The following is a 13,829-nucleotide window of genomic DNA, read 5'->3' as shown; positions in this document are numbered from 1 at the left end:
AAATTACATGGTCTATTGAGATGGATAAAATAGAAATTAGAGGCGCTCGTACGCATAACCTCAAAGACGTCAACCTAACCATTCCACGTGACAAACTGACTGTCATCACCGGATTATCGGGTTCAGGAAAGTCGTCACTTGCGTTTGACACACTCTACGCAGAAGGTCAGCGTCGTTATGTTGAATCTCTGTCTGCTTACGCTCGTCAATTTCTATCTCTTATGGAAAAGCCTGATGTCGACCATATTGAAGGTCTATCTCCAGCTATCTCAATAGAACAAAAATCGACTTCACATAACCCTCGCTCAACCGTCGGTACCATTACCGAAGTCTATGATTACCTCAGATTATTGTATGCGCGAGTAGGCGAACCTCGCTGTCCAGACCACAACATCCCTCTAGCAGCACAAACCATCAGTCAAATGGTCGATAAAGTCTTAGAACTGCCTGAAGGCTCAAAGATGATGTTGATGGCACCAATTGTCAAAGAGCGCAAAGGTGAGCATGTTAAAACACTGGAAAACTTAGCTGCGCAAGGCTTTATCCGAGCCCGAATTGATGGTGAAACCTGTGATCTATCCGATCCACCAGCACTTGAACTTCATAAGAAGCACACCATTGAAGTTGTGGTAGACAGATTCAAGGTTCGTCCTGATCTTCAACAGCGTTTAGCCGAGTCATTCGAGACCACATTAGAGCTCTCTGGCGGTATCGCTGTCGTCGGCTGGATGGACGAAACGGATCAAGAAGAGATCGTATTCTCTGCTAACTTCGCTTGTCCTAAATGTGGTTACAGCATGCAAGAGCTTGAGCCTCGCCTGTTCTCATTTAATAACCCGGCAGGAGCATGTGGTACGTGTGATGGTCTTGGTGTTCAACAGTATTTTGATCCAAGCCGAGTGATTTTAGATGAGAACCTAAGCATTGCTGAAGGTGCGATAAAAGGTTGGGATCAAAAGAACTACTACTATTTCCAGATGCTAACGTCGCTTTCAGAACATTATGGTTTTGATCTGTATGCGCCATTTAATTCTCTACCGAAAAAGACTCAAGAGATCATTCTAAAAGGATCAGGTCGAACTGAAGTGGAATTCAAGTACATCAATGACCGAGGTGATATTCGAGTTAAGCGTCATCCATTTGAGGGCATTTTAAATACCTTAGAGCGCCGTTACCGTGATACTGAATCTAGCGCGGTGCGTGAAGACCTTGCCAAATACATCTCAACCAAGTCGTGTTCTAGCTGTGATGGCACTCGCCTGAGACTAGAAGCTCGCAATGTTTTCATTGGTGATACAACACTTCCGGAAATCGTTGAACTTAGCATTGCTGACGCACTACAATTTTTCCAAGAATTGAAGCTAGACGGTCAACGTGGGCAGATCGCAGATAAAGTGATGAAAGAGATCAATGATCGTCTGCATTTCTTAGTCAACGTTGGTTTGAACTACCTTAACCTATCACGCAGTGCTGAAACGCTGTCTGGTGGTGAGGCGCAACGTATTCGTTTGGCGAGCCAAATCGGTGCCGGTTTAGTTGGCGTTATGTATGTACTTGATGAGCCATCAATTGGTCTCCACCAGCGCGATAATGAACGTCTATTGCAAACCTTAATTCACCTGAGAGACTTAGGTAATACGGTACTTGTTGTGGAACATGACGAAGATGCAATTCGTTGTGCTGACCATGTTATCGATATCGGTCCAGGAGCAGGGGTGCACGGTGGTCACGTGGTGGCAGAAGGTACCATGCAAGACATCATCGAAAACCCGAACTCTTTGACAGGCCAATACCTGAGCGGTGCTAAAGAAATTGCAGTGCCTGAAAAGAGAACGCCTATCGACAAGAAAAAGGTCGTCGAGATCGTTGGCGCAACGGGGAACAACCTAAAGAATGTGACCGCGACAATTCCTGTTGGCTTGTTCAGTTGTATTACGGGCGTATCAGGTTCGGGTAAATCAACGCTTATCAACGATACCTTCTTTAAAGTCGCCCACACTCAATTAAACGGTGCCACGACTGCAGTTCCAGCAAAGCACAAAAAGATTAAAGGGTTAGAACATTTTGATAAGGTAATCGACATAGATCAAAGCCCTATCGGTCGTACACCAAGATCAAACCCTGCGACCTACACAGGGATTTTCACCCCTATTCGTGAACTATTCGCGGGCACTCAGGAATCACGTTCTCGTGGTTACAAGCCAGGTCGATTCAGCTTTAACGTTCGTGGTGGTCGTTGTGAGGCTTGTCAGGGAGACGGCGTAATCAAGGTAGAGATGCACTTCTTACCCGATGTGTATGTGCCTTGTGATGTGTGTAAAGGTAAGCGCTATAACCGTGAGACTCTAGAGGTCCGCTACAAAGGTAAAACCATTGACGAAGTTCTAGAGATGACTGTGGAAGATGCTCGTGAATACTTCAACCCGGTACCTGTTATCGCTCGTAAACTGCAAACTTTAATGGACGTTGGCCTCTCTTACATTCGCTTAGGGCAAGCAGCTACAACCTTATCTGGTGGTGAAGCTCAGCGTGTTAAATTAGCGCGTGAACTGTCTAAACGAGACACGGGAAAAACCTTATACATTCTCGATGAGCCAACAACAGGCCTTCATTTCCACGATATCCAGCAGCTACTGACGGTATTACATAGACTGCGTGATCACGGTAATACAGTTGTCGTGATTGAGCACAACCTAGATGTCGTTAAAACAGCAGACTGGATCCTAGATCTTGGCCCAGAAGGTGGGCAAGGTGGTGGTGAGATTGTTGCAGAGGGTACACCTGAAGATGTGGCGTTAGTCGAAGGTTCACACACTGCTCGCTTCCTTAAGCCTATGTTAAATTTGAAGTAGGTGTAAAATAGCGCCCTGCGGGCAGACAGAAAAATGTTAAAGTAACAGAGCTTGTTTCAGAAGGAACAAGCTCTGTTTTTATAAGGTTAGGGATTTATGGCAACAATACACACTAGCGGTACTCAGCTAGAAAATCAGGTCACTCAGCTACCACTCAACAAAGCATTTCTGGCTTCTTTAGCTGTTGTATTCTTGTTAGCTATGCATTTTTTTATGCCGAATCCTGGTGGTTCGGGCCTTGCTCTATCCTTTAACCCTACCACTTGGCTAGCGCTAAGCTTCACGCTAGCGATTGGCTTTTACCAACTCGCGACCAATCGAGTACTCAAGTATTCCAAATTAACAATTGGCTTGTTGATTAGCTGCATCATACTCACGCTACCCATTTTATACAGCAATGCTGCACCTCAAGGAGCGTCAGGACGCTTGCTTGGATTGTGGGCGGGCTTTGCCTTATTTGTGGTGCTGCAGCAATTTAAGTTCAGCAATAAACACAAGCAACGTATGTTGTGGTTCATTGTACTTGCTGTTGTTATACAAGCACTATTTGGCTATGTGCAATATTTCTTATTAGAAGCTGGCAACCTATTTGGCTACAACACTGCTGCAAACCGACCATATGGGATATTTCAACAACCGAATGTAATGGCAAGCTTTCTTGCTACTGGTTTTGTGCTGTCCGCTTACCTTTTAGCAAGGCAGCCGGCTAAATATAACCATAAGATCAGCGAATCATTCCTACTGTATTTAACTCCAACCTTAACCGTGCCCTTGCTGATCATCATTGCATCACGTACCGGATGGTTGGCCGCTGTCATTGGGTTTATCTGCATTCTGCCCTATCTATACAAGTTCTCGACCAAGAAACGCTTCTACGGATGGTGCGCATCAGTGCTCGTCGGTGTCGTCGTCGCTTTTTCGGTGATCAGCCTAAGTGCGACTGATAGCCTCGCTAGCAAGAAAGCGAACCTAGAAAGCCCGCGCGCTTATACGTTCCCGCAAGCTTTAGATATGATGATCGAAAAGCCATTTACAGGTTATGGTTACGGGAAATTTGAGTCTGAATACACGCTATATACAGCTCGCCAACATCAACTCAACTCGAACTATCATCCAGGTCTTCCTTCAATGGATCACCCGCACAATGAGTTCCTGTTTTGGGGAGTTGAAGGGGGGATTGTACCAATCATCGGAATCTTGATTGCTGCAATATTGGTGATGTCACGCATAACAAGTTCAGCAAAGGGAACACGTCTAGCCCTGCTCGCGTTATTTATCCCAATCCTTTTGCACTCTCAACTTGAGTATCCTTTTTACCACTCGGCGATTCACTGGATAACATTCATTATATTGATTTACTGGGTAGATCAGCGCTCTTCCCGACATTATCAACAGTCGTTCAGTATCATCAGCAAGACCCTATTTAGAGTGTTGAGCTTAGTGCTCCCTATTTTGGTCAGTTTTTATATGTTGAGCGCCCTGCACACCAACTATGTACTGACTAAGTTTGAACTGTCTAAGCCGAAAAATCCGGACATTCTTAAGCAGGTAACGAACCCAGTGGTGTGGAAAGATCGCTACGATTGGGATATATACAGCACTTACCTTAATATCGGCCTCTACAAAGCCGACCCGAGCCTTATACAGCCTTACATCGATTGGTCACTGGAGATCATTAAGAGCAAACCAAGACCGGCTTTCTACAGCAATCTGATTCTGGCGTATCAAGGCCTAGGAGAAGAAAGTAAAGCAGAGCAAATTCGTAGCGAAGCGAACTTTTTATTCCCTAACAGAGACTTTTCAAAGGTTCAGTATAAGAAAGTGTCACAAGCAGAAGATAACGTTTCGTCTGCAGAATAATGTTAAGAATTCGCAACGCAAGCTTCACTTAGTAGGCAGTAGGAGCTTGGGGTAGATACAAAAAAGCGCACGATCTCTCGTGCGCTTTTCTTTTTAATTTCAGTTCATGCAGCTACTTCAAAACATCTTTTAGCGCTTTTAGGCACAACGCGACATTCTCTTTACGAGCACCGTAACCCATTAGGCCGATACGCCATGCCTTACCAGCCAAAGAGCCAAGCCCAGCACCGATTTCAAGATTATATTCTTCTAAAAGCTGCGTTCTGATCTTAGCCTCATCAATTCCTTCTGGGAAATAAAGTGCATTAAGCTGCGGCAGGCGGCTCTCTTCATCAACCACAAACTTTAACCCTAGAGCTTCTACGCCTTCTTTAAGCTCTTGGTGCATCGCATGATGACGAGACCACGCATTATCTAAGCCTTCATTTTTCAACAAAACCAGCGACTCATGCAGAGCATAAAGGCTGTTCACGGGTGCGGTATGGTGGTAGCTACGCTTACCTTCTCCACTCCAGTAACCTAATACTAAACTTTGATCCAAAAACCAGCTTTGCACTGGTGCTTTACGGGCTTTCATTTTATCAACCGCACGCTGAGAGAAAGTCACTGGAGATAGCCCTGGCACACAAGACAGACACTTTTGGCTGCCAGAATAAACCGCATCAAGCTGCCACTCATCAACCAGCAATGGCACACCACCTAATGATGTCACTGCATCAACAATCGTTAACGCATCAAACTGACGAGCGACAGCAGAGATAGCTTGAGCATCAGATAACGCTCCGGTTGATGTCTCTGCATGCACAAATGCAACAGCAACGGCATCGGGGTTTTCTGCCAATGCTTGTTCTACCTTTTCTACTGAAACGGGCTTGCCCCATTCGTCATCAACAAGGATGGCTTCGCCACCACAACGCACCACGTTTTCTCGCATACGCTCACCGAAGACACCGTTACGACAAACAATCACCTTTTCACCAGGCTCAATCAAGTTAACAAAACAGGTCTCCATACCCGCACTGCCCGGTGCAGAAACGGCAATCGTAAATTCGTTTTCAGTCTGAAAAGCGTATTTAAGAAGCTGTTTAAGCTCGTCCATCATCGCAATAAACAGCGGATCTAAGTGACCTATGGTTGGACGGCTCAAAGCCTGTAACACTTGAGGTGAGATATCTGAAGGACCAGGTCCCATTAACGTTCGGTGTGGTGGATAAAAGCTATCGATAGCAGTAGTGAGTGGTAAATTAGACATGTACATCCCTTACGTTAATGTTGTGAACAATCCACCCTAAAGCAAATTGATTACCTCAGCAATTAGCCATAAGTATTGAGGTCAAACCACTGTCACATAATTGTTAAAATTATTTTTCAATTATCTCAAGTTACGGATTGACATTGTTACCACAAAAACGTTCAATGAAACGGCTATCTAGCAGAAGAGGAGCACTGCCCAGGCAGATGTTTTGTGGAACCGCATTTCCAATACAAAACATTTATGGGGAGCAGTGCCGAGATAATAAAAGGATGCAGGACCTTTATTATCGGTTGAGCGGGCTGAATCCCGTCAACTGTCGCCATTTCTATATGGTGAAGAGCTTCTGAGGTTACTATTCTAATAATTCCTCTCTTTTTGCTCTAAAACTCTCTTCGAAAAACATCGGACGTTGGATTACCCAACCGTAATTTTATTTTAGGAAGTCGTGGGAGATATATCGTGAGTGCATCTAATGTAGCTGGTTCTTTTAATGTCGCTAAGTTTGGTGGAACAAGTGTTGCCAACTTTGAAGCAATGAGCCGTTGTGCTGCCATTATTGAAAACAACTCAAACACGAAACTGGTCGTGAGTAGTGCATGCTCTGGTGTCACTAACTTGCTGGTTGAACTAGCAAATGGTGTTCAAGACAAAGCTCGTCGTCAGGAACTAATGGCGCAATTAGCGGACATTCACAACGCAATTCTTGACCAACTCGCAGATCCAATCAGCATCGAAAAAGAAGTCCACAGCATTCTTGATGACATTGCGAGCGCTGCAGAGGCCGCATCATTCCAAACAAGTACTAAACTGACGGATCACCTTGTCGCATGTGGCGAGTTGATGTCGACACACATCTTGGCTCAGATCATCTCTGAACGAGGCACTCCTGCTGTTCGCTTTGATATCAGAGATGTGATGCGTACTAATGATGATTTTGGTAAAGCCGAACCTCAACTAGAAGATATTGCCGCTCTAGCGCAAGAGAAACTGATTCCACTTTGCCAACAACAAGTTGTCGTTACCCAAGGTTTTATCGGCGCTGATAGCGAAGGTAACACCACGACTTTAGGCCGCGGTGGCAGTGATTACTCAGCAGCATTGATTGCCGAATCTGTAAAGGCGATTGGTCTAGAAATCTGGACGGATGTTCCGGGTATTTACACCACTGACCCTCGTATTGCACCTAAAGCTTCTCCTATCCCAGAGATCAGCTTTAGTGAAGCATCGGAAATGGCAAACTTTGGTGCGAAGATCTTGCATCCATCGACTCTAGTACCTGCATTACGCCACCAAATCCCGGTATTTGTCGGCTCTTCTAAAGCACCAGAGTTGGGTGGAACTTGGATTCGCCAACAGGTGGAAAGCTCTCCACTATTCAGAGCCCTCGCCCTTCGCTGCAACCAAACCATGGTTACGCTGCGTAGCGCTAATATGTTCCATGCTTACGGCTTTCTTGCGAAAGTGTTCGAGATCCTTGCTAAACATAAGATCTCGGTCGATCTTATCACCACTTCAGAGATCAGTGTTTCACTGACACTCGATCAAACGGATACCTCTGGTGGTGCCCCTGAGTTACCTGAAGCCGCTCGCATTGAGCTTGAGGAGCTGTGTTCTGTAGATATTGAACACGACCTATGCCTTGTTGCTCTTATTGGTAACAACATGAGTGAAAGCAAAGGCTATGCGAAGCAGGTATTCGGCACTCTTGAAGATTTCAACCTACGCATGATTTGTTACGGAGCAAGCCCACACAACCTGTGTTTCCTGCTGAATGAGTCTGTTTCTAAGTTGGCGATTCAAAAACTGCACCAAGAATTGTTTGAGTAAAAATGCGTTTATCACCAACAGATAAATAACTAAATCTCAGATACAAAAAGGGTTGCTATTAAGCAACCCTTTCTCTTTTTTACTATACGAATCAAAGCTCGTCGTAGATTCAAACTAGTTAATGTTTGGACCTAACCACTTCTCGGCTTCTAACATATCCCAACCTTTGCGGTCAGCATAGCTATCCACTTGATCCTGTTGAATCTGTGCAATAGCAAAGTATCTAGCATCAGGGTGTGAGAAATACATACCAGACACTGAGGCACCAGGCCACATCGCGTAGCTTGTCGTTAATGACATATCGATTGCCTTTTCAACGTCCATCAGCTCCCACAACGTACCTTTCTCTGTATGCTCTGGGCAAGCAGGGTAACCTGGAGCTGGACGAATACCTTGGTATTTCTCTCGAATCAAATCGTCGTTAGACAAATTCTCATCTGGCGAGTAACCCCAAATATCCTTTCTCACTTCTTTATGCAGATATTCCGCGAACGCCTCAGCCAATCGGTCAGCAACCGCCTGAATCATAATCGCGTTGTAGTCATCGCCTTTCGCTTTGTATTCATCAGCCAGCTCTCGCTCACCAATACCACCCGTAACCGCAAAGCCACCAATCCAATCCGCTTTACCGCTTTCTTTTGGCGCAATGTAATCAGACAAACAGTAGTTAAAGCCTTTTGGTTTCTCTGTTTGTTGACGAAGATTGTGTAGAACTTTTAGAACTTCGGTACGAGATTCATCGGTATACACCTCAATATCATCACCAACACTGTTCGCTGGGAACATGGCACACATACCACGCGCTTCAAGCAGCTTCTCTTTCTCTACGCGATCCAGTAAATCATTAGCATCTTTGAATAAACGTTTTGCCTCTTCACCCACTTCTTCATGATCAAGGATTGCAGGGTATTTACCAACCAATGACCATGTCATAAAGAATGGAGTCCAATCAATGTACTGACGCAAAGTTGCCACATCAAAATCATTGAAGATGTGAACTCCCGGCTTAGCGGGTGCCGGTGGCGTATACGCATCCCAATCGATAGCAACTTTATTGGCACGAGCTCTTTCAAGCGTGACAGGCTTGGTACGAGGCTTCTTACGATTGTGCTGATCTCGAACGCGATCGTAATCGATATCCAGCTTCTCAACGAAAGCGGGTTTCAATTCATCAGAAAGTAGTGAAGTACAAACACCCACTGCACGCGAGGCATTATTTACGTATACAACAGGTTCTGAATAATTCTGCTCAATCTTAACTGCTGTGTGAGCTTTAGATGTGGTTGCGCCGCCAATCAGAAGAGGCAGCTTGAAACCCTGTCTCTCCATTTCTTTAGCAACATGTACCATTTCATCAAGAGACGGTGTAATCAGCCCAGACAGGCCAATAATGTCGACATTCTCTTCTTTCGCTACCTTGAGAATCTTCTCGCAAGAAACCATCACACCTAAGTCGATAATATCGTAGTTATTACACTGTAAAACCACACCAACGATATTTTTACCGATATCGTGAACGTCACCTTTAACGGTCGCTAACAAAATCTTACCGTTAGTTGCGCCCACTTCTTTGGATGCATTAATGAATGGTTCTAAATGGGCAACCGCCTGTTTCATCACACGCGCAGACTTTACAACCTGTGGTAAGAACATCTTACCTTCACCAAACAGGTCACCAACAACGTTCATTCCGTCCATTAGAGGACCTTCAATCACTTCAATAGGACGAGAGGCATTAACACGAGCTTCTTCGGTATCTTCAACAATAAAGTCGGTGATACCTTTTACCAAAGAGTGCTCCAAACGCTTCTCTACAGGCCAAGTTCGCCACTCTAATGCAGATTTATCTTCAACCTTACCAACAGCACGCTCTAGGTATTCGGTCGCCATATCCAGCAATCTTTCAGTCGAATCATCACGACGGTTTAGTACGACATCTTCAACAGCATCACGCAGATCTTCTGGAACATTATCGTAAATTTCCAACTGACCAGCGTTTACAATGCCCATATCCATACCGTTTTTAAAACAGTGATATAGGAATACCGCGTGAATAGCCTCACGGACGTAGTTATTACCACGGAATGAGAATGAAACATTCGACACACCGCCAGAGATCATCGCATGCGGGAGATCGCGTTTGATGTCTCCTACTGCTTCAATGAAATCAACCGCATAGTTATTATGCTCATCGATACCAGTAGCCACTGCGAAAATATTCGGGTCAAAAATAATATCTTCTGGTGGGAAACCGACTTCATCAACAAGAATGTTGTAGGCATTGGTACAGATTTCGACTTTACGCTCTCGAGTATCAGCCTGCCCGACTTCATCAAACGCCATCACGATGACAGCAGCACCATAACGACGAACTAATTTGGCTTGCTCAACAAACTTCTCTTTGCCTTCTTTTAGAGAGATTGAGTTAACGATGCCTTTGCCTTGAATACACTTTAGGCCAGCTTCGATAACTTCCCACTTAGAAGAATCGACCATAACAGGTACTTTCGAGATTTCAGGTTCTGAAGCACATAGATTCAGGAATTTAACCATACACGCCTCGGCGTCTAGCATCCCTTCATCCATGTTGATATCGATAATTTGAGCACCATTCTCGACTTGCTCTCGAGCTACACTCAAGGCTTCGTCGTAGAGCTCTTCTTTGATAAGGCGCTTAAAGCGTGCAGAGCCGGTAACATTGGTCCGCTCACCTACATTCACGAACAAAGATTCTTTAGCTATCGTCAGTGGCTCTAGTCCCGAAAGACGACAAGAAACTGGTAAGTCTGGCAATTGACGCGGCGTTACACCTTCAACGGCCTCAGCCATTTGACGGATATGCTCTGGAGTAGTACCACAACACCCACCAATTAGGTTCAAGAAGCCACTTTCAGCCCACTCTTTAACATGTTCAGCCATATCCTCAGGAGAAAGGTCATACTCGCCAAATGCATTAGGCAAACCCGCATTAGGGTGAGCAGAAACATTGCACTCTGAGATACGAGACATCTCACCGACATACTCACGCAGTTCATCAGGGCCCAATGCACAGTTCAATCCAAATGAGATTGGTTTTACATGACGAAGGGCGTTGTAGAATGCTTCTGTCGTCTGTCCTGAAAGGGTACGACCTGATGCGTCAGTGATGGTACCGGAAATCATCACTGGAAGAGCAATACCCACCTCTTCAAAAACAGATTCAACGGCAAAGGCACACGCTTTCGCGTTTAACGTATCAAAGATAGTTTCAATAAGAATTAAATCTGAACCGCCCTTAATGAGCGCGCGAGTCGATTCAGAATAGGCTTCAACCAGTTCGTCAAAGCTAACATTACGGTAACCTGGATCGTTTACATCAGGCGAGATAGAACAAGTTCGGTTGGTTGGACCTAATACACCCGCGACGAAGCGAGGTTTATCTGGGGTCTTTGCAGTCCATTCATCAGCTGCTTCACGAGCAAGCTTGGCAGCAGCAAAGTTAATCTCTTCACTAAGGCTTTCCATATCATAGTCGGCCATAGCGATGGTTGTAGCGTTAAAGGTATTGGTTTCGAGGATGTCAGCCCCAGCTTCCAAATACTCCATATGGATATCTTTGATAAGCTTAGACTGTGTAAGAACTAAAAGGTCATTGTTGCCCTTCAAGTCACTGTGCCAATCAGCAAAGCGTTCACCACGATAGTCTTGCTCTTCCAATTTATAATCCTGAATCATGGTGCCCATGCCACCATCAATCAGTAAAATTCGTTGCTTCAACAGAGCGTCAATCTTTTGCCTTACATTACTTCCCACGGTACAACCTCATTCCTTTAATTATCCCTCCATCCTATCACACATTAAAAAGGAGTCTAGACGTCTAAAAAAGGAAATTGATTACTGAGTCATGACAAAAAAATGTTTGCTATTTGAGCATGAGACAACGAAAATTCATATTCATACTTTGTTACATGTTGGAATCCCAATGTCGGTCTATTACACCTTATGCTTCTTGTCCGCTGCAGCCATGCTTATTGCTTTCGTGAATACAAAAATTGGTAAAATGCAGACAACCATCGCCATCACAGCTGGCTCAATGATGTTATCTCTATTGATTATCATTGCGGGACAAAATAATTGGTTCCAATTGGCAGACATTGCCTCAGAGACCGTTGCCAGTATCAATTTTGAAGATTTCCTTCTAAAAGGGATATTAGGATTCTTACTATTTGCAGGCGGTTTGGGAATCAAATTACCAAACCTAAAAGACCAGAAATGGGAAATAACAGTACTCGCGTTAGGTGCTACGCTGTTTTCAACATTCTTTATCGGTTTTGTGCTGTACGGGTTTTGCCAGTTCATCGGTATTCAATTTGATCTGATTTACTGCCTACTCTTTGGCTCGCTAATCTCTCCAACCGATCCCATCGCCGTGCTAGCAATAGTAAAGAAACTCGACGCTCCCAGAAGAATCTCTACTCAAATCGAGGGAGAATCTCTATTCAACGATGGTTTTGGCTTAGTTATCTTCGTAACCCTATTTACTATCGCATTCGGCACAGAAGCGCCAACCGTCGGTAGTGTGAGCATGCTATTCGTTCAAGAGGCGATTGGCGGCATTGTCTATGGTTTTGTTTTAGGTCTTGTATTCCACTACCTAATCAGCAATACCGATGACCACTCGATGGAGTTGCTATTAACCATCGGCATCCCAACTGCTGGTTATGCGTTTGCTGAAGTTCTACATGTATCAGGCCCATTAGCGATGGTGGTATCAGGTATCATGATTGGTAACTGGACTCGCTTTATCGGATTCTCGAAAGAGAGTGAAGATCACCTAGATCATTTCTGGGAGTTGATAGATGAATTCTTAAACGGCGTATTATTCCTACTAATTGGTATGTCGATGCTGTTATTCAAATTCCACCAAGAAGATTGGATCTTAATGGCTTTCGCAGTCCCTCTAGTATTGAGTGCACGTTACTTGAGTGTTTTCTTGTCTTACATCGGATTTAAACGCTTTAGAACTTACAACCCGTGGTCGATTAAGATTCTAACTTGGGGTGGTTTACGCGGTGGCTTAGCACTAGCCATGGCACTTTCAATCCCTTCAGGTATCTGGGTAATTGAAGAAAAAGCAATCGATGTTAAAGAGATAATCCTTGTCATGACTTACGCCGTTGTTGTGTTTTCTATTCTGGTTCAAGGCTCAACTATCACTCCTATGATAGAGAAAGCAAAACAAGCAGAGAAAGAGCTAGATTAATATCTAAATAGATCAACCAAGGCCGCCTACTTTAGGTGGCCTTTTTTATACCCAATGAAAGTCAAACTCACCAATTCCCATACTGGAGCTATCGCTGAAAGATATGCGTGGAACATAGAGCTCATATCGATATTTGATACCGCTAATATTTGAGTAATCGAAAGCCTTAATGTGGGTGGACAGAACTCTTTAAGGAGCTTAAGTCATACAGAGAATTAGTTCTTCTGCCCACTCGCTAGTCTACCCAATAACCCACTCTCAAGTTATATAAGCTTCAATCGAAAGGCTTCACCTTTCACCTGGAAACAAAAATAACGGGACTCAACGTCTCGCTAGAATAGCGTTAGTTATTAACAGGACTACGGAGCTAGATGAGTGGTGAACAGAAAGCTTTAGCTTTGAACTAAGTCATTAAATACAGCAAGGCTGCACTAAATCAGTGTTCGATAGAGATAGCTAAAGGAACACATGGTACTTCAAGTGATACTTGTAAAAATGACAGGAATAAAAAGCGCTAGCATTTCTGCCGAGACGTGCAGACTAGAGTCTTAAATATGGCAAGGCTGGAATGAGTAGGCACTCCGGAGATTCGAGCACGCAGGTGAGCTAGGAGCGCCTAGTTATCCCAACATTACTTCGTAGAAGCAGCAGATACAAAAAAGCCCCAGTATTTCTGCTGAGGCTTAGTATATGGAAAGGTTGGAGGTTTAGACTCCCAACACGCGCTGTTTTGGTAAGTAGGAGAATCCGCGGCTTTGCTAATGGCGTATATTATACCAATCCGGAAAATTAA

At 44.4% G+C, this 13,829-nt stretch carries 6 protein-coding genes and 1 riboswitch; of the genes, 4 read left to right on the top strand and 2 right to left on the bottom strand.

The features are described from left to right. Positions 1-20: 20 nt before the first annotated feature. Together uvrA and AB4167_RS06560 are read left to right on the top strand one after the other, a co-directional pair. Positions 21-2,852, top strand: coding sequence for an excinuclease ABC subunit UvrA (gene uvrA, locus AB4167_RS06565; RefSeq protein ID WP_017061339.1), 2,832 nt, complete (start codon positions 21-23; stop codon positions 2,850-2,852). A 96-nt stretch (positions 2,853-2,948) separates the two neighbouring features. Then, positions 2,949-4,712, top strand: coding sequence for a PglL family O-oligosaccharyltransferase (locus AB4167_RS06560; protein WP_372136317.1), 1,764 nt, complete (start codon positions 2,949-2,951; stop codon positions 4,710-4,712). Between the two features lie 112 nt (positions 4,713-4,824). Here the strand turns inward: AB4167_RS06560 and AB4167_RS06555 are convergent, their stop codons facing one another. Beyond that, the gene (locus tag AB4167_RS06555) at positions 4,825-5,964 is read right to left on the bottom strand and encodes an alanine--glyoxylate aminotransferase family protein (RefSeq protein ID WP_017061337.1); all 1,140 of its coding nucleotides are present in this window, start codon (positions 5,962-5,964) and stop codon (positions 4,825-4,827) included. Between the two features lie 176 nt (positions 5,965-6,140). Continuing rightward, positions 6,141-6,318, top strand: a riboswitch (Lysine riboswitch). Between the two features lie 108 nt (positions 6,319-6,426). Here AB4167_RS06555 and lysC point away from each other — a divergent pair. Continuing rightward, the gene (gene lysC / locus AB4167_RS06550; protein WP_372136316.1) at positions 6,427-7,794 is read left to right on the top strand and encodes a lysine-sensitive aspartokinase 3; all 1,368 of its coding nucleotides are present in this window, start codon (positions 6,427-6,429) and stop codon (positions 7,792-7,794) included. 114 nt (positions 7,795-7,908) lie between these two features. Here the strand turns inward: lysC and metH are convergent, their stop codons facing one another. Further along, a complete protein-coding gene (metH, locus tag AB4167_RS06545; RefSeq protein WP_372136315.1) occupies positions 7,909-11,586 on the bottom strand; it encodes a methionine synthase in 3,678 nt (1,225 codons plus the stop codon). A 169-nt stretch (positions 11,587-11,755) separates the two neighbouring features. On the opposite strand from metH, the gene AB4167_RS06540 reads away from it, so the two are divergent. Then, positions 11,756-13,036: a cation:proton antiporter gene (locus AB4167_RS06540; RefSeq protein ID WP_372136314.1), complete on the top strand. Its 1,281-nt coding sequence runs from the start codon at positions 11,756-11,758 to the stop codon at positions 13,034-13,036. Positions 13,037-13,829 lie beyond the last annotated feature (793 nt).

Source organism: Vibrio sp. 10N.286.49.E11 (assembly GCF_041469505.1).
Classification (GTDB): Bacteria; Pseudomonadota; Gammaproteobacteria; order Enterobacterales; family Vibrionaceae; genus Vibrio; species Vibrio crassostreae_C.
Note: the sequence above shows the minus strand (reverse complement) of the source record. Positions and strands in the feature narration are given on the sequence as shown.